Annotated in this window: 21 protein-coding genes; 15 read left to right on the plus strand and 6 right to left on the minus strand. The window is 43.8% G+C overall.

From position 1 onward, the window contains the following. Position 1: 1 nt before the first annotated feature. Both MHH46_RS16365 and MHH46_RS16370 read left to right on the plus strand, forming a co-directional pair. Positions 2-751, plus strand: coding sequence for a class I SAM-dependent methyltransferase (locus tag MHH46_RS16365; RefSeq protein ID WP_076190288.1), 750 nt, complete (start codon positions 2-4; stop codon positions 749-751). Positions 752-1007: 256 nt separating this feature from the next. Beyond that, positions 1008-1997, plus strand: a complete 990-nt coding sequence (locus MHH46_RS16370) for an alpha/beta fold hydrolase (RefSeq protein ID WP_076190287.1) — start codon at positions 1008-1010, stop codon at positions 1995-1997. 82 nt (positions 1998-2079) lie between these two features. On the opposite strand, the gene MHH46_RS16375 is transcribed toward MHH46_RS16370, so the two are convergent. Next, complete coding sequence (locus MHH46_RS16375; protein WP_218642199.1) at positions 2080-2715, minus strand: TetR/AcrR family transcriptional regulator; 636 nt, start codon at positions 2713-2715, stop codon at positions 2080-2082. 80 nt (positions 2716-2795) lie between these two features. On the opposite strand from MHH46_RS16375, the gene MHH46_RS16380 reads away from it, so the two are divergent. From MHH46_RS16380 to cydC, 5 genes are all read left to right on the plus strand, one after another. Continuing rightward, entirely contained in the window at positions 2796-4643 is a 1848-nt protein-coding gene (locus MHH46_RS16380) for a hypothetical protein (protein WP_076190286.1), read from the plus strand. A gap of 551 nt (positions 4644-5194) precedes the next feature. Beyond that, positions 5195-6559: a cytochrome ubiquinol oxidase subunit I gene (locus MHH46_RS16385; RefSeq protein ID WP_076190285.1), complete on the plus strand. Its 1365-nt coding sequence runs from the start codon at positions 5195-5197 to the stop codon at positions 6557-6559. Next, the gene (locus MHH46_RS16390; protein ID WP_076190284.1) at positions 6556-7572 is read left to right on the plus strand and encodes a cytochrome d ubiquinol oxidase subunit II; all 1017 of its coding nucleotides are present in this window, start codon (positions 6556-6558) and stop codon (positions 7570-7572) included. The genes MHH46_RS16385 and MHH46_RS16390 overlap by 4 nt, the downstream gene beginning before the upstream one ends. Before the next feature lie 68 nt (positions 7573-7640). Then, positions 7641-9485, plus strand: coding sequence for a thiol reductant ABC exporter subunit CydD (cydD, locus tag MHH46_RS16395; RefSeq protein ID WP_076190283.1), 1845 nt, complete (start codon positions 7641-7643; stop codon positions 9483-9485). Then, on the plus strand, positions 9482-11209 hold the full coding sequence (cydC, locus tag MHH46_RS16400) for a thiol reductant ABC exporter subunit CydC (protein WP_076190282.1): 1728 nt from the start codon (positions 9482-9484) through the stop codon (positions 11207-11209). The genes cydD and cydC overlap by 4 nt, the downstream gene beginning before the upstream one ends. Positions 11210-11654: 445 nt before the next feature. Here cydC and MHH46_RS16405 read toward each other — a convergent pair whose 3' ends face one another. The 3 genes from MHH46_RS16405 to MHH46_RS16415 all read right to left on the minus strand — a co-directional run bounded on the left by MHH46_RS16405 (position 11655) and on the right by MHH46_RS16415 (position 16264). Next, entirely contained in the window at positions 11655-14102 is a 2448-nt protein-coding gene (locus tag MHH46_RS16405; protein WP_076190281.1) for a hypothetical protein, read from the minus strand. 152 nt (positions 14103-14254) lie between these two features. Then, on the minus strand, positions 14255-15535 hold the full coding sequence (locus tag MHH46_RS16410; protein WP_081387760.1) for a DUF5054 domain-containing protein: 1281 nt from the start codon (positions 15533-15535) through the stop codon (positions 14255-14257). Between the two features lie 39 nt (positions 15536-15574). After that, positions 15575-16264, minus strand: a complete 690-nt coding sequence (locus MHH46_RS16415; RefSeq protein WP_179086260.1) for a hypothetical protein — start codon at positions 16262-16264, stop codon at positions 15575-15577. 117 nt (positions 16265-16381) lie between these two features. Here MHH46_RS16415 and MHH46_RS16420 point away from each other — a divergent pair, with 117 nt between their 5' ends. From MHH46_RS16420 to MHH46_RS16435, 4 genes are all read left to right on the plus strand, one after another. After that, positions 16382-17263 carry an AraC family transcriptional regulator gene (locus MHH46_RS16420; RefSeq protein WP_076126531.1) on the plus strand — a complete coding sequence of 294 codons (882 nt, stop codon included), beginning with the start codon at positions 16382-16384 and terminating at the stop codon, positions 17261-17263. 397 nt (positions 17264-17660) lie between these two features. Continuing rightward, a complete protein-coding gene (locus MHH46_RS16425) occupies positions 17661-18536 on the plus strand; it encodes a stalk domain-containing protein (RefSeq protein WP_076190280.1) in 876 nt (291 codons plus the stop codon). Positions 18537-18760: 224 nt separating this feature from the next. Continuing rightward, positions 18761-19354: an RNA polymerase sigma factor gene (locus MHH46_RS16430; protein WP_076190279.1), complete on the plus strand. Its 594-nt coding sequence runs from the start codon at positions 18761-18763 to the stop codon at positions 19352-19354. An 85-nt stretch (positions 19355-19439) separates the two neighbouring features. Next, positions 19440-20264 carry a hypothetical protein gene (locus MHH46_RS16435; protein ID WP_076190278.1) on the plus strand — a complete coding sequence of 275 codons (825 nt, stop codon included), beginning with the start codon at positions 19440-19442 and terminating at the stop codon, positions 20262-20264. A gap of 202 nt (positions 20265-20466) precedes the next feature. Here the strand turns inward: MHH46_RS16435 and MHH46_RS16440 are convergent, their stop codons facing one another. After that, positions 20467-21489 (minus strand): MBL fold metallo-hydrolase, encoded by a 1023-nt coding sequence (locus tag MHH46_RS16440; RefSeq protein ID WP_076190277.1) that lies wholly within the window; start codon positions 21487-21489, stop codon positions 20467-20469. A gap of 165 nt (positions 21490-21654) precedes the next feature. Between MHH46_RS16440 and MHH46_RS16445 the strand changes: the two genes are divergently transcribed. Together MHH46_RS16445 and MHH46_RS16450 are read left to right on the plus strand one after the other, a co-directional pair. Further along, positions 21655-22665: a fumarylacetoacetate hydrolase family protein gene (locus tag MHH46_RS16445; protein WP_076190276.1), complete on the plus strand. Its 1011-nt coding sequence runs from the start codon at positions 21655-21657 to the stop codon at positions 22663-22665. A gap of 91 nt (positions 22666-22756) precedes the next feature. Continuing rightward, positions 22757-23338, plus strand: coding sequence for a TetR/AcrR family transcriptional regulator (locus MHH46_RS16450; RefSeq protein WP_076126541.1), 582 nt, complete (start codon positions 22757-22759; stop codon positions 23336-23338). Between the two features lie 67 nt (positions 23339-23405). Here the strand turns inward: MHH46_RS16450 and MHH46_RS16455 are convergent, their stop codons facing one another. After that, entirely contained in the window at positions 23406-23534 is a 129-nt protein-coding gene (locus tag MHH46_RS16455; RefSeq protein ID WP_405132498.1) for a hypothetical protein, read from the minus strand. Between the two features lie 265 nt (positions 23535-23799). Between MHH46_RS16455 and MHH46_RS16460 the strand changes: the two genes are divergently transcribed. Beyond that, the gene (locus MHH46_RS16460; protein ID WP_036677080.1) at positions 23800-24747 is read left to right on the plus strand and encodes a sugar ABC transporter permease; all 948 of its coding nucleotides are present in this window, start codon (positions 23800-23802) and stop codon (positions 24745-24747) included. A 13-nt stretch (positions 24748-24760) separates the two neighbouring features. Beyond that, positions 24761-25630 (plus strand): carbohydrate ABC transporter permease, encoded by an 870-nt coding sequence (locus tag MHH46_RS16465; protein ID WP_036677077.1) that lies wholly within the window; start codon positions 24761-24763, stop codon positions 25628-25630. The last annotated feature ends 28 nt before the right edge of the window (positions 25631-25658 follow it).

A 25658-nucleotide genomic window follows, 5' to 3' on the forward strand; every position in this document is an offset into this window, starting at 1 on the left:
AATGGGTATACAACAAGAGGTGGAAATGTATTGGGAAGGCGAAGCCGAGCTGTACAGCGAAGGCATTCAGAAGGAACTCAACGGATTCCAGCGGGAAGCCTGGCTGAAGCTTATTCTCACTAATGCACCGCAGAAGGAAAGACTGCATGTCCTAGATATTGGCTGCGGTCCTGGCTTCTTCTCTGTGATTCTTTCGAGTGCCGGGCATCTGGTTACTGCGATCGATTGCACCGACAATATGCTGGAAGAAGCACTTGCCCACTCCATTCGTGAAGGTGTAACCGTTACTTTCCGCAAGATGGATTCGCACAAGCTTGACTTTGCTGCGGAGAGCTTCGATCTGATCGTGTGCCGCAATGTCACCTGGAGCCTTACCGATCCGCAGTCAGCCTACAAAGAGTGGAGAAGAGTACTTAAGCCTGGGGGACGGCTGCTGGTTTTTGATGCCAACTGGAATCGCCATCTCTGGGATGAAGAGATGCAGCAAAAGCGAGTAGAGGATCAGCAAAACTATGTAGATAAGGGCTTTGGTGAACTCCCGCATCATAAGGACATAGAGGAGACAGACCGTCTGAGTCTTGTATTGCCGCTGACCAGAGAAAGGCGTCCCGAGTGGGATATACGGACTCTCAAAAAAGAAGGCTTCGTTAATATTTTTGCTGAAGAGAATTTGAACGCAAAAATTCTGGATGAGAAACAGCAAGTCTTAAACCGGTCAACACCGATATTCATGATTTGTGCTGAGAAATAATAGAATAGTGAGAACCTACACATATTAAATGAAGTATACAATAAAAAGCAGCGATCTCTAATGAGAATCGCTGCTTTTTGAGTAAAGGACAAGAACATTATTTCATTTCCGATTTGATGTTAATCTAAAACTTCTTTTTTTTGGGCTTGTTCATATTCCGTTCATATTGTCGTCACGAAGAGTACATCTTGATTGATTACACTTTGAATATGTCGTCAAGGCGGCACTTCAGATACAGGGACAAGGAAGGGAAGAGATGAACGTGGCAAATAAGGTGGAAATAAAAACAACAGGGACTAAGAGCCACAAGAAACGGAACCTATGGTTAAAAATAATCGGAGGTATTGTAGGGGCGCTCGTGCTGTTCATGGGCATCGTTTTTATCGTTGATGCAATCAGCGACGGGGTAGAGAAAAAGAAAATCGAATCGTATGGCCAGTATGTCAATGTGGATGGGAAAAAGATGAATGTGCTTATTCAAGGCAGTGGAGAACAAACTGTTGTACTCCTACCGGGACAAGGAACCCCGACGCCTGCACTTGATTTCAAATTGCTGATCGATGAAATTACCCCTAATTATAAAGTCGTGGTGGTCGAGCCTTTCGGTTATGGTTTGAGCGATGAAACCGAGAAGGAGAGAACGACTGAGAATATAGTAAGTGAGGTTCACGAAGCAGTGCAGCAACTGGGTTTAGACCGTTACATTCTAATGGGACATTCCATCGCGGGACTTTACGGAGCGACCTATGTGAACACATATCCGGATGAAGTTCTTGCTTTTGTCGGCATCGATAGCAGCGTTCCCAATCAACCCGGAATGGATGTCAAATTACCTTTGAACGCCATGAAATTTCTTCAAAAATCAGGTCTAATGAGATTGGTCCAAAAAGTGAGCGGAGATCCCTATGAATCGCTTGCGTTCGATGAGCATACCAAAGAACAGATGCGTTTGATTTCGAATCAAGTCGCGACCAATCCAACGTTGATGAATGAACTGGGCCACCTCGGTTCCAATTTCAAAAATGGAGAAAAAATCACAATGCCAAATGACTTGCCGCTGCTTCTCTTCGTTCAATCGAATAACGAGCACAATAAACAGTGGATTCCGCTGCATGAGGAGCAAGTCAAACAATCCGCACAGGGCAAAATGATCCCAATGGAGGGGTCCCACTATCTGCATCATACAAAATACAAAGAAATCGCTGAGGCATTCAAAGAGTACATGAAACAAATTCAAATTCAATAGTAGGGTTGATAATTAAACTGCGGAGCCGAACTTGGTTCCGTGGTTTCTTTGTTTTTTCATTTATAAACACGATTTTTAAACCTTATTCCTGGGACATTGGAGTATGGTATACCTCAAGACAAATTTTGGTCATTTCGTCTATGGATTTTGCAAAGTCTGATTGTATCCATTTAAGGAGAACATTATAGAGGGCCCCCGCTTTAAAGTATATTCGGTACACATTCTCGTCGCTTTTGTCATGAGCAGTAGAAAGCATCATTTCATTCAAGCAATCCAGAATTACATGATCAAACTTTGCACTCTGAAGTGCTTTGTAGATGTTCCGCTGCTGAAAAATAACTTCAAAAAGCACTTTGATAAATTTTTGAGGTTCTTTAGCTTTGCCTGTTAATTCATTGGTGTAAGGTAAGAGTCTTTGATTAATTTCGAAAATAAGCGAATCGACCAAATCCACCAGGATCTCTTGCTTGGAGGAATAGTTGTTGTAATAGGCTGTTCGAGAAACCCCTGCGCGCTTCACAATATCGGTGATGGTGATTTTGTCAAAAGGCTGTTCCTGGATCAAGAAGACTAATGCCGTACAGATGGCTTCTCTTGTCAAACGGTTGGTTTCTTTATTGGAACGATGCTTAGAGGTATTTGGACTGTATAATTCATGATTTGAGATGACATTTCCCCTCCATTTGTACATTCTGATGTTCGTTTCATTGTTTTTCATGAGTATTTTCAATATGCTAAAACCATAAGGCATTACAAATGTAATGTCAAAATAATCGTTAGTTAAAATGGGAGGGCGTCATGTTAGAAATCTTATATAGACGATTGTCAGTGGTGCTGCTTTTGATCCTAGCACTATGTGCTACGGTATTCATTGGCAAAGAAACGGTAATCTCGATCATGACCATTATCTTTTTGTTAGCAGAATTAGGCATCTCTTTTTTACTATTAAAGAAGCGTGAGAAGTTACATGTAGTATTTATTAGTGCGATGGTGGCAGAAGGGTTATTTTTAATCACAAGAAATTTTTGGCTGCTTGCGCTTTCTATCCTCTTGCTGATCATAGCGGGCATATGGAGAGGACTCTTGGGGCAAAAGGTAAGCAGAAGAGTTACTCCGTTTCTAGTGGTTCGTAAAGTGTTATTCAGCATTGCTGCACTTATCGTTACTGCACTTTGGGGTATTGGAATCTATGCAAAACCTATTACAACACCTGTAGCATTAGCTGCTGATACGACAGTGACGATCGATGAACGCAAATTGGATTCTGCAGCAGTGATGCTCAAAGATATTGAAGTAATGAATTCTTTTGGAAGCCGTACAACCGGCTCTGAGGGTCACAATCAGTTTATTGCTTGGCTGAAGCAGCAGGTATCGGATATGGGGCTGCAAGTTTATCGTGATCGCTATACTTTTGACCGATGGGAAGAAAAGAACAGTACTTTAATGATTGATCAGCAAGAAATTCATGTCTCTTCAGCTTTTCCCTATTCCGGGGAAACTGACGAAAAAGGTGTAACTGGGGAGCTGGTGTATACGAAGCGTGGTGAATATGGCCAGGCCAGCGGAAAAATTGCTGTCATTGAAATTGAGAATTTCAGAAATTTTCCAAGTGGGATCGTTATGAATATGCGGGATTCATCACCAATGGACAACCAAATTGCCCCAAATGAAGGCGATCTGGTCCTCACTACAGCTTTAAAAGAAGCTAAATTGGAGCAAGCGAAAGAAAAGGGCGTAAAAGCTGTTGTTTTAGTCTGGAAAGGGGTATCTGACGATAAGGTTGAAGAGCAATATGTGCCTTTTACCACCGATTATGCTGGAATCCCTGCGATTTGGGTTAATGAAACGGAAGGGAAAAAGGTGATCAGCGCAGCTCAGGAGCATAAAGAAGGTACGGTTATTTTAGAAGCGGAAATACAAAAAGATGCCCCAACAGAATCCTTTTATGTGAAAATTGACGGTAAGAATAAAGACGAAGCAATTATCGTAAATACTCATACGGATGGGATAAATGTGGTGGAGGAGAATGGCGCTGTGGGCATGCTGTCTATGATTCGTTACTTACAGCAGGAGCAGCCGGAACGTACGATGATATTTGCTTTTGTGACAGGGCATTTTAGATTACCGGAGTTCAAAGGGTCCTCTCAGGCAACTTCCACCTGGATGGAGGGGCATCGAGAGCTGTGGGATGGCAAGAATGGCCATTTAAAAGCTGTAGCTGGAATTACGGTCGAGCATTTAGGTAGCATGGAGTGGAAGGACGATGATACGGGTCATTATGGTCCAACTGGACAAATAAGTACAGAATATACCTATGCAGGCAATGAAATGATGGCAGGCATTTGGCTGAAGGCTATTGAAAAGACAGATAGCACACGTACTGTATTATTGCGTGGACATAACAAGTTTGAGTTTGGAGAGAGTCAGCCCTTATTTGAAGCAGGGATACCGGTGATTGGTTTCATTCCAATGCCCGACTATCTGCTCGTGGATAGTGACAACAGAGAGATGGACAAATTTGATGCAAAGCTAATGCATACGCAAATTGTATCGTTGCTGAAAGCGGTCAAGCAAGTGGACGGAACGGAGACGACTAAGCTTGGGAAATCAGATGGGTATTCTTTTTTCTACGGTCGTACTAAATGATAGTAGCAGTTCAAGATTTGTCATGACAAAGATGAAATTAGCTTTAATTCAAAAAACACTGATGATTTGAGTCAGTGTTTTTTTGTTGCAAAAAAGGGGATATATTACGGCTCAAAATGAGAAAATATCGTTTTTTTGCCAGCATCGAAGTAGGAGGGAACTTGTGACATCACATATGCACTAATCAATCAATAGCTCCTTCGGGTACTTTTTGTGTTATTCACTGAGTTGTCAGAAAGATTTGACCCTTTCTTGAACGTTTAGGGATTAAGAGATATCTGTGATTGAATTACTTGCAATTTAAGATAAGATGATTTTAATCATTAGGTCACATTATAATTTTGACTGCTCAGTATCAGGTAAATCGGGCTCGCCAACTCTTGCTTTGTGAATTTTTTCTCTTTTTACATAGCAAAGAACGATGAACGTCATACTAAAACGAACAGGCAACGATGTCGCTGAACCTTGCTAAACCTGATATTGAATGCAGCCAACAGTTAGCAGGCCTAATCATAGAAAAATGAACAGTGTTTTGAAGGGAGCATTAAAGAATGGCAATTGATACGGTGCTATGGAGCAGGCTGGTGACAGGCTTGACTCTCGGGTTCCACGTTATTTTTGCGACGATTGGCGTCGGTATACCGCTAATGATCGCTATAGCAGAGTTTATCGGGATTCGGAAGAAGGACCCCCATTATACACTTATGGCAAAGCGGTGGTCTCGAGGATTTGTCATTTCTGTGGCGGTTGGTGTCGTGACCGGTACAGCGATTTCACTACAGCTGGCCCTGGTATGGCCGAATTTTATGAAACTGGCTGGGAATGTCATTGCACTTCCGTTATTCATGGAGGTGTTCGCGTTCTTTTTTGAAGCTATCTTCTTGGGCATTTATTTGTATACGTGGGATCGCTTCAAAAATCCGTATATCCATTGGCTGCTGACGATACCGATTGTCGCCGGGGCAGGCATGTCTGCCGTTTTTATTACGACGGTGAACGGATTCATGAACCAGCCTGAGGGCTTTGTCATGGAAGCAGGCCAATTCACAGCGATTAACCCGGTGCAAGCGATGCTGAATACGGCGACGTTCTCCAAAGTGTTCCATGTATTAAGCTCGGCCTATTTGACTGGAGCTGCCTTGTTAGCCGGGATTGCAGCCTTCGCGATGCTGAGAAAAGGTGTGTCCGCATACCACAAAAAATCTTTAAATCTAATGATGGCAGTCGTTTTACTATTCGGTTTGCTGAACACGTTAGCCGGTGATGTGTCCGCCAAGTTTTTGGCCGAGCATCAGCCAGAGAAGCTTGCAGCGGCAGAGTGGCATTTTGAGACGAGCAGCAGTGTGGATTTGGTGCTATTGGGATGGCTGAATGCAGAGCATAAAGTTCTAGGGGCTCTTCATCTGCCGAAGCTGCTCAGCTTCCTGGCCTTTGGAGACTTTAATGCAGAGGTGACGGGGCTCGAGGAATTCCCCAAGGAAGAATGGCCACCGCTTCTCGTTCATTATCTGTTTGATTTAATGGTCGGAATCGGATTTACTCTGCTCGCGATTTCGTTTCTATATTTTCTGTTTGTGTTCTGGAAAAAGCGTAATGAGCTTAACAAATGGATGCTTCGCATCATCGCACTGAGCGCCCCTCTCGCTTTTCTGGCTGTTGAGCTGGGATGGTTTTATGCAGAGGTTGGCCGACAGCCGTGGATTATCCGTGGATATATGCGTGTTGAGGAGGCGGCCACGTCTTCACCGAATGTAAGAATTATATTCTTCGCCTTATTGCTCTTGTACATCGTACTCGGCAGTATGTGTGTAATCGTGCTAAGACGCTTGTTCAACAATAATCCGGCAGAAGCTGAGATGGAGAAATGGATGAAGGATCATCCTAATCAATCTGCGGAAAAGGGGGGCACTGAATGATGAGTTACGAATTGATTGGCATCTCGGTGCTCTGGCTGTTTTTGTACGGCTATTTAATTATAGCTTCCATTGATTTCGGAGCGGGCTTCTTCGCCTTTTATGCACGTTTAACGAAGCAGGATCATCTCATTAATCGTCTGATTTCCCGATATTTATCACCCGTATGGGAGATTACAAATGTATTTTTTATCTTTTTCTATATTGGCATCGTCGGATTTTTTCCGGACACAGCCTATTATTATGGCTCCGCGTTACTTGTTCCGGGAAGCATTGCAGTGATTCTTCTTGCGATTCGCGGTTCATTCTATGCTTTTGAAAATTACGGTTCCAAGAAAAACATAGTATATCTTTTTTTGTACGGAGCTACAGGTTTGCTTATTCCAGCATCGTTGTCAGTGGCGCTAACTTTGTCTGAAGGCGGCTTTATCGTGAAGCAGGGGGAGACGGTTTCTCTGGATTACTGGGCGCTGTTTACCAATCCGTTATCGTGGAGTATCGTTGGACTGGCAATCGTGTCCGTTTTGTTCATTAGCGGCTCATTTCTGACATTTTACGCTTCTCGGGCGGAGGATCATTCCGCGTTGAAGCTGATGCGCAACTACGCCCTGTTTTGGAGCACACCGACGATAATCCTCGCACTGACAGCATTTATCTATTTGGGTCAACACAATGAGCGCCATTTTCAAAATATGATGGATTTATGGTGGTTGCTGGCACTTTCCGTTGCTTTCTTTATGATCGCGATGTGGCTGTTATATAACGGACGCCGTTACGGATTAGCTTTAATATGCGTCATGTTGCAGTTTTTCTGTGCCTTTTTCGCTTATGGGATTGGGCAATACCCTTATATTCTTGATCCGTATATCACGATTCAGAGCAGTGCAACTTCACCGGCAATGGGTTTAGCGTTAGTAATTGTGTTTATCGGCGGTCTATGCCTGTTGATCCCATCCCTTATTCTGGTCTTCAAACTCTTCCTGTTTGATGCGGATTATGTAAAAGGGAAAAAATAAAGCTGTTTAATCCATTACGGCATGTTTGAGGTTTCCCTACAAGCCTATAGATAAGGGAGGTGTGATCTGTGAAGAGGAAATCCAGTCTGATTTCTCAACAAATGTCTTCACAAAGGAAAAACAGGGCTCTCCTCGCAATCATTTCGCTCGCGCTCGGTATAGCTATTGTGAGTCAGGCTGGACTGCTTGCTGAAGCAGTCCAACGGATTTTTGTCGAGAAAGCTTCATTTTCATCGGTTATCCTGTTGCTCGGCATACTTCTAACTGTTATGGCTGTACGCACACTGTTGTCTTATGGAAACGGTATAGTTGGCTTACATATGGCTGCCACTGCTAAGACAAATATGCGCGCTGCCGTGCTGCAAAACTTGACTCATGCCTCCATGCCTTCAACCCTTCGTGGACAGACGGGAGGAAAGGTCAGTATTGCTCTGGATGCTGTGGATGAGGCCGATAGTTATTTCAGTCAATACATGCCGCGTATGATGGAAGCTGCTATCATCCCGGTTCTGATTTTGGTCGTTACATTTATCCAACATGCCAACACAGGTTTCATTCTATTGTTTACTGCTCCGTTCATCCCGCTATTCATGATTTTGGTAGGGCTGAAAACGAAGAACAAATCCGAAGAAAAATATGCGCAACTGGCTGAGTTCTCAGGGACGTTTCTGGATTCTCTTCAAGGACTGGTGACATTGAAAATATTTGGACGGGCTTACCGTCAGCAACAGGAGATCGAGCGCAGTAGCTTGGGTTATCGTGATGCCACAATGGGCATTTTGAAGATTGCGTTTACGAATACCTTCATGCTGGAATCGATCGTAATGCTTAGCATTGGCATTGTCGCTCTTGAACTGGCCATCCAGTTGCTCGTTTTCAAAGCTATGACGTTCCACACCGCCTTTCTCGTTTTGCTGCTCGTTCCCGAGTTTTACAACCTGTTAAAGAATACGGGAACGGCCTTTCACAGTGGCCGGACAAGTATGGGTGCGGTTCGTAAGGTGGAACAGATGCTTGAGGAAACGGCAGGGGGGAGCAGGGACGCTAATGGCATTGAAGGAGCATTAACAACCGATGGAATCGACGAGATCGACAGCATGGATAAGGTCGGTGATAGGACCGACAGAATAAGCAAATTGGAACTCACCCATTCTGGAGACCTTTTAATACCGCCGTCCATCGTAATTGACCAACTCCGGTTTCAGTATGCTCCAGATTCTTTCGAGCTTAAGACGGGGCGGATCCAGCTTAGTCCAGGAGAACACATTGCCATTGTTGGCAAAAGCGGTTCCGGCAAAACGACTTTGCTACATCTCATTGCCGGTCTGCTGAAACCAGAATCGGGAACGCTTCTGGTGAATGGAAGTCCACTCTCGCAATACGATGAAACCGAATGGTTCGAACATGTTAGCTACATTACACAGCATCCGTATATTTTTGCAGGCACATTTTCTGAAAATATTGCGATTGGTGCTCGTGGGAGCATCTCCAGAGCAGAAATTGAGCGGGCGGGGGAAGAAGCAGGACTCGCTGCGCTTACAGCCCAATTAGAGCATGGATTTGATACCTTTGTTGGTGAAGGAGGCCGGGGACTGTCTGGTGGGGAAAAGCAACGGCTTGCCTTAGCACGCGCTTTTTTGAAGCGTCCTGCTATCATTTTGTTTGATGAACCCACAGTTGGACTGGATTTGCACACCGAGCGGGTACTGCAACGCTCCATAGCCAAACTGGCAAAAACGGCTACAATGATTACGGTAGCTCACCGATTATATACGATTCAACAAGCCGACAAGATTTTGTTTATGGACAATGGAGTGTTGGTGGACTCGGGACGACATGACGAGCTTCTGGAGCGCCTGCCTCAGTATGCCGAGATGATTGATGTAGAGCGGAAAGGGGGGATATCCTCATGAATGAACTGGCTGTTCTGTCAAAGGCGATGATTCAGGAGCGCAAGGATATCATTCTTTCGATTTTGGGTGGATTTATCGCCGGCATAGCCGGTGTGGCACTCTTTTCTGCGAGCGGATATCTGATTTCGCAAACGGTATTTGCGCCACCGCTTTATACTTTAATTGTACTCACCTCCATGGTCAAACTGCTGGGTCTGCTTCGGGCGGCGAGTCGTTATGGAGAACGCTTGTATTCTCACCGGGCGACATTCTCCATGCTTAGCCGTTTACGTACATCCTTTTTTGCCAAGCTTATTCCTTTAACGCCTGGTATATTGAACAAAAATCGAAGCGGGGATCTGCTTGCGCGGATCGTTGGGGATGTGGAAAGTTTGCAAAATTATTTTTTGCGAGTCGCTTATCCTCCGATCATGGTCGTCATGGTGTTTTTGGCTACGGTGCTGTTTACTTCTACCTTTTCGATCTGGATTGCCGTTTTGTTTGTAATAGGTATGCTGGTAACGGCATTCGTTGTACCGGGAATTGTGTTACTCGGGCAGCGGAGAATACATGGACGCGTTCGTGAGCAGAGGGCGCAGCTGTCCACGGAAGTTACCGAAGTGTTGTACGGTTTCCGGGATTTAAAAGTATATGGTCAATTGGCACAGCGGGAGGAACATCTCCAGCATGCTTCCACTGTATTGGCAGCTGAGCAGCAACGAGCAGCCGGGCAACTGCTGCGCGGGCAATCGATGCACACTTTTGTTACGTTTTTCGTTTCCTGGGGAGTGCTTACGCTTGGCGCCTATTTAATTATGGAAGGAGCGCTTGCAGGCGTATTTCTTGCCATGCTGGTTATGGCATCACAAACCGTATTTGAAGAAGCGGCGGCTATGGCCACATTACCCGCGTATAAAGAGGATAGCGAACACGCAGCCAAACGACTGACGGAAACAGTTCAGACCTTTGATGAGCAGTCTTCGCAGCCAAGTGGCACATTGTCTGTTGATCATGCCGTTACGATGGAGCTATCCGATGTTACGTTTCAATATGAAGGGGAATGGAGACCGGCGCTCAGGGATGTATCCCTGCAGATTTTACCTGGTTCCAAAACGGCGATTGTCGGGCCGAGTGGATCAGGAAAATCAACGATTATCGAATTGCTGCTCAAGCTGCGAACACCAACGGCCGGTGATATACGGTTAAACGGCATTTCGGTGAAGGAACTGGATGAAACGAGCATTTGGCAAACGGCTACTGTAGTGTTTCAGCAAAGTCATTTCTTCCGGGGAACGATCCGGGACAACCTGCTGCTGAATGGAGAAGAACATGCAGACGAACAATTGTTGGATGTGCTAGCAAAAATGCAGCTGCCCGATACATCGTTGACCGATATGGTGTATGAAAAAGGGGAGAATCTGTCAGACGGCGAGAAGCAGAGGTTGGCTCTGGCGCGAGCGATGCTCCGCAAAGGACGGGTATGGCTTCTGGACGAACCCACTTCATCGCTGGATTATGTGACAGAGCATCATGTTTTGAAGCATCTCTACGCACAGGCGGCTAATGATACGCTTCTCCTGATTTGTCATCGGCTAACCGGATTGGAAGAGATGGACCAGATTGTGGTCATGGACCAAGGCAGGGTAGTCGAAACGGGGTCCTATTCGGAGTTGATGGGGCAAAAAGGCTATTTTTATGAGATGAAACAAATCGAACAGCAAATGATCGGAGAAGTTGGAGTGTAAAAAAAGCAAGAGCTCCTCTGAGCATTCGATCAATCTTACCAAGCAACAGGCTAAAGAATAACTTCCGGTGTAATATCGGGAGCAGTTCTTTAGCCTGTTTTGCGATTCTCGCCTAGACTATAATCCACGTTTGTCTTAAACGATGAGCAGTTCTTCAAAAACTGGTAATAAAAATCGCTTCAGAGAAAAACGCTAAACCGGCTCAATTTGTATTAGCACACGTAAATTGGAACGTCTGGAAGAAGAAATATATAAAATTAAACAGTAAAATATCCATTATATCCATTAATGATGGCATGTTGAACGATGGGGAGGTTTAATCTCGGAGAAGCCCTCAATTTACGTGACACTAAAAAGTTGATCTATTTTGCAGATCAACTTTTTAGTTTACTATGTTAAGGGAGAAGAGACATCTTGTAGGGAGATTATTTTCAATGATTATTGCTTATAAATTTGTTCTCCAAGACAGGATACCCGCGTTCATGCTCCTGCACGCCTTCATTGCAGATTCTGGGGTATGAAGTTCCTCACCCCAAGTAACATAATATCGGAATTCATAGAATCCTCCCAGTGTCGCCTTAAAGTTTGTCTCCCAATAATTATTCATGGGCCATGAGTACAGGTGGGCTGGATCATGGGCAAGCTCCGGATGGCCGCTCAGAAGACGATCCTCATAGTCTAATGAACCGATTTGAATCAGCGGCGTGTCCGGCATGGCAATCGCAATCCCTCGTCCTTCACTGATATAGGCCACACCCTCATCAACACAGTAGAAATCGGCAAGGGAACCCGGGAGTTGGTCGATACGCGGTCGTACTGACGCACCGGTTTTTTCAATCCATAGTTCTTGCTGCGGTGAAGAGGGAGCACTTCCGAACGGAAGAGAAATGTATAGATTTTCTGGGTCCCATACACTTTCCTTATGCATGCGTACGGCAACATCAATTCGCGCACGATCACTGTATAAGGTGACAAGTAAGGAATAATGACTGCAGCCATTGACGCTGTATGTCAGACGAACTTTAGCGTATAGTGCGCCTTTTTCAACAATATCAACATTAACCAGTGTTCCCACAGAAGTAATTGCATCAGGGCCTCTACGATTGCGTCCCATCTTGCGCCGAACATCATACATACCAAATTCGTTAGCTGCCCGAGTCACATTATAAACAGGAGAAAATGCATGGTGATTCCGATCTGCACGAAGCAGGTTCTGATTCACGGTCTTGTCGATCCATTTCGTGATGCCAGCACCGATCTCCCATTCAAGTCTTACGTATTGCGATTCCATATATTTCGGCGTAACGTGAAGCTTCGGTGCGACTGGCGGGATGATATCCAACATACGATCCGAGCCTACATAATCTGTTCGATACGCAGTTACAGGTTTGTGATTGATAAGAGACTTGATCGTCAATTGTACCTGCTGCTTTGGCTGAAGCGTTACCGGAATGGTAAGGATGACACCGCGGTGCCCTGTAACCATTTGCACCTCATATTCAGTGCCCGTCGATTCATCCATGACTTCAAAACCGTTCTTCAATTCCGATATATTCCAGCCTTCCATAATGAGTTCAGCATAATCAGTTTGCGCAAAATCATTAGGATTATATAACTCAAATTTCATTGGACAATTAGGACGAAGCAAAGCGTCACCGCGAGCCTCAAGGATGTCGTATAAAGCGGTATGAGCGAGTGAGCTGGCATTGGCCGCATAGGCTTCTTTCCTGCAGCCAAGCTCTTGAACGAACGGATTCCAAGGTTCGGTGACCGAGGAATGATAACCCCATGTATGCTCAGCGAATAGCGCTAGCTCATATTCCATTGCTTCAAGACGTTCTTTGGAGACGATCTCGCATGCGGGATCTAAAAGCTTCACCTTTGTATAGACACGTTGTGCTTCACGGAAAATCTGTACATGCATCGGCGTCGTCGCCGAGCCATCTGTCCACCAATCTGGCCAGTCCCCACGGAAGGTCTCGATTTCCTCGGGATGCTCCTCTGCATAAGCTCTCAAATCTGCAAAGAAATCGTCCAAGGTCGCCGGTTGAATCCGGATGCGTTCGCCATGCTTCTCATTCCATGGATTCACAAAATCCATCAACGCTGCGTTCGGCGAGCCGTTGTCGGTAGGAAGTCCGGACACCATCACCGGTACGAACGGGAACGTGTAACCATCAGCAACCAATTGCTGTAAATAACGATCAAAACGTGCTTCGGCCACTACAAAGGATACACCGTTTCGGACATCATGATCATCGCGAATCGTATAAGATCCGCCAATGCCTGGGGTCAATCCAAGATCATTGCCGAACATGTAATGCTCACCGCTCCAGGTGAGAATACGATCTCCTTTCGGCGTTTCCCACCAGAACGGAATCTGCTTCTTCCACAGTGGAAACATGGAATGATGCGTATGAATACATGTAATCAAATTCTCGATACCTGCATCCGCCAGCACTTGACTGTATCCCCAACCAAAGCCTGTAATGTCTGCCGTCATCGCAGAACGTACCGGGAATTGAATCGATTGTCCATAATCTGTTATCCGCTTAATCATGATAGAGAGTATCTCTTGATTTAATTGCTCACCGAAATTGAGATAGGTGCCGGAGAGACCGATATAACCTTTCTTCACCGCATGAGCGAGTTCTTCTTTTTCTATGTCTGTGGCTTTCAATAGGAAGGATTCAACAGGCCAATAGGTTTCACATACCCACTTATAGCCTTTTAAGTCAGGTCTGGCGCCGCTCTCAATATCACGTACAATTTGCAGAGCCTGCCGAATATAATTGACATGATATTGACGAATTTTTTCTTGACGCTCGGTATAGCCGACATCGGTATGGGAATGTTGAATGACGTAAATTGTCCAAGGTTTGTGCTGATTCATCGTAGTTCTCCTTTCGGAATTACAGGATTATCGAATCGAGATATAAACGAAGGGAAATTATATATGAGATTGAAAATACAGCTTGAAGCGGAACAAAGCATCTTCTTCATACCATGCTTGGAAGTTCGTTCCCCATACATTGTTATGCAAATTCACATGCATACCTCCGGTAAGCGGAGCAAAAGTATGATCAAACTGAAGCAAGCGTGGCTTTCAGGACAGATAAGTGCAGCATCCAACGTATCGATTTGCACTTTTCCATCTGCTGCTGCATAGTACATCCCTTGCTGAACCGCATGCATGTTGAGATTTCCACCTTGAACGACATCCAAAGGTGAGATGAGTTGTCCGATTTTGTCCAGCTTCCATTGATTTGGATTGTTCACGATCGGATTAAAGCTCATCCAAGAAGCTTCAGGAAGGCGATAGGCATCTTTGTCAAACCACTGCAGCTTGCATTCCACTGTATGCGTATGTTTTTTAAAGACATACTCAAGCGTTAATTCCCGTGGAGCGCCCATACGCTCACATGCCGCTCTCGGCATACGTAGGTTTGCAAGCACGACATCTTGCTCTTCACAAAAGACAGCCTGCAAAGACTGAAGCCTTGGTGTCATAACTTCATGTGCTATCCACTCGTGGGTTAAGTCCATCCCTGGTTTCCCAAAATCTCCGGTTGCCCACACATGCGTATGTCTCCATCTGAGATGATATTCACGATACCATCGGTCATAATCGGCCTGCGAATAAGTTTCGTAGGAGAATAAACCAATTTGATTTTTTGGACCGGCCCATGCCCGACCGCGAGCATCTTTCAGTCCGACAATTGCGCCACTATCCTCAAACACAACCTCAAAATCTCCTAATACATAAGGCTGGTCACTTGATAAGATAGTTGCATCCGTTAGAGTGCTACGAGATGGTTTCAACGCGAGCAGGGCAACTTCGGCTTTCTCTTGTCGTTCAGGTTGAAGTGCTTGGATTGCTTGTTTCAAGTATTCACGCTGTTCCTGCCAAGACTTCTCTATAAGACTAAAGGAACGTGCATTCAGCTTGGCATCGGCTTCCTCACCAAACATTTCAATCATTTCAGCGCGGGAGTTCATTTCGTAGAACCGATATTCCAGCGGGTTTAAGTTGATATCGACCTTATCGCGTTTGCGCGCTTCTTGGAAGTCATCTTTACCATAGTGGATATAATCTGCAAGATATCTTTTGATATCTACACCCCACGTATGCTCAGGAATCATAATTAACTCATCACAGAAATTGCGATATTCTTCATCGCTGTCTGTTAACGCCCCTTCTTGCAGCCACTTACTCTTCAAGCGTAGCAATTCTCGGTAACATGCTAATTTGTAAGGGTCGGTGGAAGAACCGTGAATCCAGCTGTCGCCGATTTCTTCTTCTACGACAGTTAAGGTATTACGAATAGCCCATACCTTTTCGGCATACTGGTCTAATGTGGAAGCTTATATCACTGCCTGCGGATAAGCTTCTCGCAGCTTGGCGAACTCAGCTTCAATCTGCTGCACCGTAGAAGGGCCATGATTATCATGGGTATGCGCGAAGTAAAGGATATCGTTCAAACTTTCGATGTCAAAGGTTGTGCCGTAATCTTTGCTGTAGTGGACAACAATTTCAGATCCGTCCGTATTTCGCCATAAGAACATTTCAGGAACGTGAGGAACATAGCTGGAAGGGTTAACGCCTAAGTGCAAATACTTTAGACCAGCCTTTGCCATATGCGTGATTAACGAGCGTGTATGACCGGGAACGTCCGTCATTTTGGCTGCGATCGTACGCTTGCCAAATCGCGTCGCCATTTGAATGCCATAGTCAAGCAATTCGCGATCATATAACTCGGTATATGTGGTGAAAGGAAGACCATGCCATCTTAAATAATCCTTTGCAATCGCTTCTTCGACTTGTTGTCTTACTTCGTCGGAACCGTGCTTTAATAGATGATGGATTAACCATGAGCCCGTTGTCCAGATAAAGGAACCTTTCTCCGGGTTCTCGGCAAAATATTTCGCTGTTTGAATCGCACTTGGAAAAAGTTGCCCCATATATCGGTCCGTCACATTTTTCGCGAAATCCGTGTAGCCAATATCCAAGTGTGTTTTGAATATAACGTGAATGTGTGTTGCGCTCTGATTCAAGTTCATCGCTCCTTCCTCATAATCACGATTTCAGTGTATAGCAATTTATCTCATTTGACTTTTCGATTTATATTGAATAGGATCAGAAACAAATCATGCAGAGGTGGAGTATAGATTGTGGCGAATCATATCAAAAATGAACGGTGGGTATATGTCATAGAGGGAGAGAATGGCAACTCGGCTCGAGTAAAGGATTTATTGTTAATGGGGTATGACCATTTTAGCAAAGCGATGCCTTTAACGAATCATGTGCATGAGGATGCATACGAATTCGTCTATGTTGATCAGGGGGCTGTCGACTGGGAGATCGGAGACGAAACATACCATACGAATGCCCAGCAAGTTATACATACAAGTCCGGGGGAGCGGCACCGTGCCAAATTTGATTATATTGGTCCATCCACCATTTGGTGGATGATTATTCGCGACCCAGCCCGAAACAAGGAATGGTTCGGGCTTCAAGAGGAGGAGCGTCAGATCTTCGTTAATTGGATGCAGAACTGTCCACGCATTCAATTGGTCAGCAAGGACGTTGTCGTCTATTTCAAACAATTGAAGCAGCTTCTACAGAACCAGAGTACGGTACTGCTGGAATTTCAACTTCGGCATTATGTCATGGAAATTTTGCTGCATCTATTTCATCATTCGCAGCTTGTTGTGCATTCCCCAAACATGCATACCTACACGCAGCAGCTGAAGGACAGACTTCAGCAGAATCCATCTGCTCGTTATTCAATTGAACAGCTTGCAAAGGAGTTCGGGTTGAGTGAATCGCATTTCTATCGTGTGTTCCGAGAGACGAATGGACAATCGCCTATAGTGTATATGGAACGAGTTCGTATAGATTGTGCAAGCCAGATGCTGAAGGAATCGAAGATGTCCATCACGGATATTGCCATGGAACTTGGATTTAAGACAAGTCAGCATTTTGCTACAGTATTTAAAAAAATGATAGGGGTGACACCGAAGGCCTGGAGAAAGCAGAATATGCAGCGATGAATTTGGTATTGAAATTTTGAAAACACTCGTCATATAACGGAGTGGTCATGTGAACTTAAAGATTGATCGGCAGGACTTGATGAACAGGTTTATTCTCGAACGCCGGCCCGGACAGTGCTTCTCAACTAGCGCATTGGATGTACTTAAATCTTTCAAGTCAAATAAAGCGCTTAAAGCTTTCGGCAATTTGTTGATGTTTCTACGGACGCGATTCTGAGATACAGCATCGCTTACGCTACAGCTCATTAATAGTATGGAAGTTTCTCTAGATTCGTTGCATGTAATAGTGTATAAATATTGGATAAACTTATAACAATTTGGGTATTCAAACAACTCAAACAAAATAAGAAAGGAAAACTTCTATTATTAAGATAAATCTATTATGGGAGGTTTTATTATGAAGAAAAAATTGATGATTTCCTTATTTGCCTCAGCTTTACTTGTGCTTCCAGTAATACCGGTGCATAGCTTTGCAGCGGATACATCCAAACCTACGATCATAAATAACGGCCAAATTAACAACGGTCGAGTTCTCATTCCGTTACGAGCTGTTTCAGAAAATTTAGGCGCAAGTGTGGAATGGTTTCAAACGGAGAAAGAAGTAAAGATTAAAAATGGAGACTCGACCCTCTGGCTTGCTGCAAATTTCAAACGCGCAATTATTGAATCACCACCGACTACAGATAACCCGGATATTCCGCACCGGGAATATATTGATATAGATACTGCCACGCAGGTCATTAAAGGAACAACCTATGTTCCGCTACGCTTTGTCGGTCAATCGCTAGGTGCAAATGTCTTATGGAACCAACAGTCTAAGCAGGCGACCATAACATTGGGGGGTAAGGAACTCGTAGTCAACATGGAGCAACAACCTATTCAAATCTCTGATAAGCAGAAAATTATGGATCCACGGTTAAAACAACTCTCCGATAAATTAAATCAAGCAGCTGATATCTCTTCAAATAAAAATATTAGTTCCTACTTCAAACCGTACTTTACCGATAAATTAATTAAGTCTATCGTTCAAAATAAAGGCTTGAATACAGCTAGTACCTATGAATCGCCTGCCTCGTCGCCAGTATACATTAACAAGACTTTAGCCACGCTTGCGCAATCGGTTATATTGGCAAATGGTCTAACAGGAGAAGATCAATATGCCGAGGATCGTACGATCACTCTCGTATTTACGAATGGTGTATGGAAGGTCGATAGCGTCAGCAAGGGGTTGAGGGTACTAATCTCAGGGTTCTCAGATTTTCAACCTCAATAATTATTCATAGGCTCCTGATATTTGAGTAAGAAAAACAAAGAAAGCCCTCACAAGAAGGGCTTCTTTGTTATGTTTATTAATATTAAAGTTTGAAAAGCAATATGTGCCAGGGGAGATGCTAAAAAACGAGGGGTTAATAAAGAAGATTTATTCTTGAGATTTTTATTGCAGTCACATTTTAGGTTGAGCTCTTCGTTGTATAGAGTGAAAGGGGGGGAGACAGCTTGAATGATACGGAGTTAAATCAGATCATTGTAGATGTGTTGGATGGGAACACAGAACAATTCGAGAAAATCATGGAGATTTATCAAAAACCGATTTTTCTCTACTGTTATCACATGCTGGGCAATTATGCCGAAGCCGAGGAAAACGCACAGGAGGTATTTTTGAAGACCTTCAGCACCTTGAAAAAATATACCCAATATCAGATGGATTTTGGCGCCTGGGTATACAAGATTGCCTACCATCAATGTATCGACATCATCCGTAAGCGAAAGTTGGCGAAATATTTGCCTTTCTTTTACCAAGATGAGAAAGAAAATAATGAAGTCGATTTGCATATTGAAGCCAACTATTTTGATGAATCCGTACATCAGGCCATGGCAAAATTATCGGCGGAAGAGCGTAATTTGTTAATCTTACGTTGTGTCGAGGATAAAAGCTACCAGGAGATCGGATTGATTCTCGGCAAAAACAGTGCCAGCCTTCGTAAAAAGTACGAACGTGCATCTGCAAAATTTCGAAAGTATTATGCTCAAGTGAAGGGAGTGGGAGTGTATGAATATGGACAGGGATCGGGATTTGAAAAGACTGTTTGATGACCCGAGCATTCCCGACGCCGACTTGACAGGAAAAGTAATGAGAATATTACATGCTAAGCCAAAAGAAAAGGAGAGGTTTTTTATGAAATATAAAGTTGTTTTGACTGCGTGTGTAGGGATGATGTTAATGGCCTCCACAGGTTATGCGGCAGTTCAATATCATTCTTTGACGAATAAGGATGGCGAAGTCGTATATGAGACTAAATCGACGAAAGATTACGGAAAAACAGAATCGAAAGATGAGATAGAGCGTTACAAGGCATTTTATGAACTTAAGGATAAGGTGCTAAAGAACGGGGAAGCTGGGCTGTTCTATATGGTTGCCAATAATCCGAATCATGAAACAATTCTTGGAACGAAGGTGACTATCTTCCAAGATCTTTCTCAATTGAGAGATAAGATTACGGATAAATCCATTAAGATCGCAGACAAAGTCAATGGAAATTATACATTCCAAAAGGCGGACGTAATCTTTAAAAATGCTCAGGAAGTGAATCCTCCTTCTTCGGAAGAAAAAAAGAAAATGGCAGAAAAGCTGAGAAGGCAGGCGGAAGAATCCAATCAGGGATATGCCATGATGCCGGTTGAAATGACAGATCAGTTTTTCCTTCTCTTTGCTACGTATCAAAATGGCGAAGATAAAATCGGGGTTAATATCACTAATCTGAGTGGAAAGAGCGATCCTACAATGTATATTGACGAGAAGGTTGAATTTAAGCAGGAGAAGGTTCAAGTGAAGGGAGTAGAAATGCTGCATACAGAATTTGCTCCTTCGCAGACGCACGAGCTGAAATGGGTATACGAGAGCCCAGACAAAAAGGTGAAATACGCCTATACTTTACGTGGAGACATAAATAAAGTAAGCAAAGAAACTTTGATGAAAATTGCAAAAGGCTATTTGGAATAATAAATATTAAAAACAACGGGAATCTTCTCCCATCCAATTGGGGGGATTCCCCTCTAGTAAACCATAGTCCTTCTTCATTTTTTATCATAATCGTTTCTAAGCACCGATTTTAATTCCGTGGAACAATGCAAAAGAACGGCCGCTGTTCGCATCATTTGCGACAGGGCCGTTTTTTTGTTTTTCATAGGTTAGCTGTAAATTGCTATTCTTGCCAAACACTCATAGGGTCCCATGGCTTGATCTGATTGTCATATTTTCCAGCCAAAAAAGCTTTCATGTCTTCCAGCTTAGCAGGCACCTCATTCCAAACTGGATGGGGTGGTAACCCTCGTTTGCTTTTCAATAGGATATCCACTGTAACATACAAGCGTTCTGGCTGAATCCAATGAAGGAAGCGGGAAATATCCATTTGCTTGGTCAGGGACAAGGAATCGATTTCGTCATTGTAATGCTTGTTGAACTCGCTGATCAGGTTCAAGAGGTAGTCTCTCTGCTCCTTCACGAAATCCAAGCCGCAAATGGCGCCATGCCCTGGAACAACGATTTCGGGTTTAATTTCATCAATAATGCGATCAAGCACTTTAACCCAATTGAGGGTTCCCTCTTCGCTGTATGCCGTACATCCGTTAAACACGACATCGCCAGCGAACAGCACTTTTTCTTTTGGCATCCACAACAGTAAGTCACTATCAGAGTGGGCTGGAGCTACGTTGTGAATCATAACTTCTGTATCACCAAGACGGATGTTGATATCGTCCTTTATCTCAATATTCGGGAGCACCCATTCTACGCCTTCCAGGTCAAATCCTTCAAATTCCGCTGCAAAAAACCGTTCGCCCGGAGTCGATTCCGAAGAATTTTTTCCTCTTCTGATGACGCTGTCCATCCAAGCGATATTTTCGGTGAGACGCTCTCTGGAGGCTTCCTTGTGCATAATAATACAAGCATCTTCAAACACTTTGTTTCCCCAGGCATGGTCGCTGTTATAGTGCGAGTTCACCACATATGCGGGAGAGCCGCCATTGCTTACTTCCATAAAAGCCTCCCGCATTTCCCGCGCATGGAACAAATCGAAAAACGTGTCATACACCAACCCGTCACCCTTGTTGATGAATCCGGCATTGGCCCAACTGATCCCGCGATACGGCGAAATACCAGCAAAGACGCCATCTGCGACTTCAAAAAATTTAACGCGAGGTTTTTGGATAATACGTCCATACTTCATAAAAATTCTCCTTTACGTATATGTTTTTAGGATAAGGCATACTGACTATGGCTTTATTATAGAGAACGGAAAACATAAATGCAAGCATGTACTTGCATGCATTTATGCTGTACGATATGATAGTAACAGAACAACATCACACTACATGTATGGAGGCGCTGCAACATGAAGCTAGTAACCTTTCAAACCAAAATATCCCAGGAACCTTTGTTTGGGCTTGTAATTAACGAGAAATTTGTCGTGTCTTTTACCGCAATCATGAAAAAGCAGGGAACATTCGTTGACAGTCTTGAAAGTATGGACAGCTATCTTCATTATTTGCCGGCAAGTTATGATGCCGCTAAGGAGTTGATGCAATATGCTGTCGAACAGTCGCATCAATTTAATGAAAATGAAATCTGCCCGATTGTAGCGGTAAAACTGCTGCCGCCAGTTCCAAATCCGGCTGCGCTTATCGATTTCGGGCTGACGCCAAGACATCTGAGAAATGCTGGCGTAAATCTGCTGCAAAGAGAATATACAGGGCCGGAAAGAGAAGAGCTTAAACAAAAAATCGCTGAAAAATTCCAGCAAGATCCGAATAAAGTAACTTTCAGTTATTACAAATGTAACCATAATGCATTAATTGGCGATGGAGATACGATTCATTGGCCTTCGTACTCTTCCTACCTGGATATTGAGCCGGAGCTGGCCTTTGTTACAGGGATGGAGAACTGCATTGCAGGTTATGTTATTTTTAATGACAGTACTGTCCGCGATGTGCAATGGCCGGATTTCCAGGGGCTGACCGGACCGACGCGCTGCAAAGATTTTGATCGCAGCAAAGGCATAGGGCCATTTCTGGTTACGCCGGATGAAATCGACAATCCGCTGGTACTGGATGTGAATGTATGCATCGGGGAGAGACTGCACTGGAAGGGGAGCACATCCGAGTATTCTGCACACCCTGCAAAAGTGATGGAGGAGGTTCTCAAAGTTTTCACGCCGCTCCCGGGCACGATTATTGGAATGGGGACGATACCGGATTGCTGCGCAATCGAGACCGAAGAATGGCTGTTGCCCTCTGACCGAATCCAGATTACATTTGATAAATTAGGCACGCTCACGCAATTGGTGCCTGATCATGTCAAGATTACGGAACCAAGCCGCTGGGAAAAAAGAAGCGATTTGCCTTAAAAAACGTTTATCAAAATGATGAACCCCGACCCTGCTGCATATGCAGAACTTGTAGTAGAATAGGATTAACATATGCAAAAGGAGAACTACAATGCAAACTTCAGACAGAATCATTGAAGCCGCGACACAGCTCATCAAAAAGAATGGCTATCGGGGAGTAAGCACCAAAGCCATTGCAACGGAAGCTAAAGTCAATGAATCTACGATTTTTCGGCAATTTGGAAGCAAGCAAGGCATATTGGAAGCCATCATTGAAAGACATTCGGATATTCCGCAATTTGAGAAGCTGTTAAAAGAGGAAGCGACCGATAATCCGGAAGTCGATCTGCTGAATGTAAGTCAGCAGTACCGTTTGTTTTTCCATAAAAATGCGGACATCATTTTGATTGGCATCCGCGACAAAGGAATGCTTCCCGAATTAGACAGAGTGCTCGCGGATCCGCCGGCGAAGCTTCACTCCTTGCTGGTTGAATATTTTGAACGATTGCAGAAGAAAAAAGTTATCGCCAGACAGGATGAGCGTCTTGTCGCAATGTCTTTTCTCTCGATGTGCTACGGATTTCAGATGAGCGAGCTGATTCACCGGCAATATCAATCCCAATTCGTCACCGAGGAAGAGTTCTACAAGCATAGTGTCTCATTGTTTGTTAAAGGAATTTTAGCCCAGTCATAAGCATTATTGATTTATCCCATTCATCTAATGGAAGAGCATGCAGCGAGGGTTGATGATGTGGTAATTATTAAGCATGGAACAATCGTTGCAGATGGAACATTGGAGAAGTAAAAGGTAACCCTTCCACGATGGAGGATACCTTTTTTTGCTCATGAATGTAGTTTTTAGTAATGGAAAATAAAATACGTGGATGCATTATATAAAAAACATGACTCATTAAATTAAGCCCAATTTTTTCTAGGGCTTTTTTTGTTTGGGTCCTCAGGATTGTATTTGGTCTATACTCAAACTTTCGAGCCAGAGTTATTGTACAGCTTTAAATCAAGACAATCATGCCTATTGCATTGGAATTATCCAGGGCTGTACTTACTTAATATCTTATAAGAAATTCTTGAAATTACAGAAATTTATCCAGTAGGGGGATGCTATTATACAAATACAAATAAAGACGAGGTGATGATATGCAAGCAAAATTGGCAGCGGACGCCATTCCCCTCCCCAAAAAGCGGAACTCATGGATAAGGACGATAAAAAAGTATAAAGTGATGTACGCTCTCTTGTTCCCGGCATTAGTTTACTTTGCCGTATTCAAATACATTCCTATGGCGGGAATCATTATTGCCTTTAAAAACTATAACCTAGCTTTGGGACTATGGGATAGCCCATGGGTGGGATTTAGAAATTTCACAGATTTTATGAACGGCGTTTATTTCTGGGACATCATGAGAAATACGATTATCATATCCCTGTATAAGCTGTTGTTCGGTTTCTCAGCTCCTATCATACTTGCTTTGCTGCTCAATGAAGTTTATACCCAATGGTTTAAGAAAATCGTACAAACGATCACTTATTTACCCCACTTTCTATCATGGGTCATTGTTTATGGAATGATGGTGGCATTATTAGCCCCAGGGGATGGTCTTTTTAACATGATCTTGAAGGAAACTGGAGTTGAACCCATCTCATTCCTAACGGAACCTGCCTGGGGCAGACTGCTGATCATCTTATCTGAAATATGGAAGGATATTGGATGGGGAGCGATATTGTACCTTGCAGCATTAGCAGGAATCGATCCAAGCTTATATGAAGCGGCTAGAATTGATGGCGCTTCCAAGTGGAGACAGCTATGGCATGTAACACTTCCCGGCATTCGAGGCGTGATGATTCTGATGCTGATCCTTAAATTAAGCCATATTCTGGATGCTGGTTTTGACCAAATATTCATGTTTGCCAACAGCTTTAATCAGGAGAAGATCGACATTATCGACACATGGGTATACCGTGAAGGGCTCGAGCGACTTAAGATTGGCTTGGCTACTGCTGTGGGATTATTTAAAGCGGTCATCGGATTTGTTTTAGTGTTGGCAGCGAATAAGCTCGCCAAAAAATTCGATGGGCAAATTTGGTGAGGTGGTTATCAAAATGATCAATTTGACAATCGGAGAAAAGGTCTGGCAAGCATTCGTTTATTTTATTCTTATTTTGCTAGCTCTACTTTGCTTACTACCCTTTCTATATGTGGTTGCTGTTTCAGTAACGCCAGAATCGGAAGTGCTAAGAAGAGGAATTGTTATTATACCAGAAACCTTTACCTTTCTAGCCTATAAAGAAGTATTCATTTCTCATGGTATTGGGCAGGCGTATAAAATCACATTGTTTCGAACGATTGTAGGCACTGCTCTCAATGTGTTCTTTACGGTAATCGCGGCATATCCGTTATCCAAAAAATATTTGCCGGGTCGCAGCCCATTTTTACTATTCATTGTCTTTACCATGATGTTTGGGGGAGGATTAATTCCGACTTATTTACTAGTCCGCTCTCTGGGATTGCTAAACAGTCCGTGGGTACTGATTATTCCAAATCTCATTAGTGCATTTAATCTGGTGATCATTAAAGGCTTTTTCGAGCAATTGCCTGCTGAAATCGAGGAATCAGCGAGGGTAGACGGTGCAAGTGAACTTCAGTCGTTATGGCGGATCATTTTACCTCTGTCCTTGCCCGTCCTTTCCACAATTTCTTTATTTTACGCAGTCGGGCATTGGAACAGTTACTTCGATGCTATTGTTTATATCAATGATTCCAACTTAATGCCGCTTCAAGTGATCTTGCGCAACATCCTGCTTAACGTCGCAACACAAAGTGCTGATTCGCTTGCCAATACCGGAGCTGTTAGTACGTTCGCTATACAAATGGCAGCAGTTGTCGTAACTACAGTTCCGATTTTGATCGTTTACCCATTTATGCAAAAGCATTTTACCAAAGGTGTGCTCTTGGGATCGGTTAAAGGTTAAAAAGATATTCCAACCTGAGTTGTTACGG

This window comes from Paenibacillus sp. FSL H8-0175 (genome assembly GCF_045040615.1).
GTDB lineage: Bacteria > Bacillota > Bacilli > Paenibacillales > Paenibacillaceae > Paenibacillus_AQ > Paenibacillus_AQ odorifer.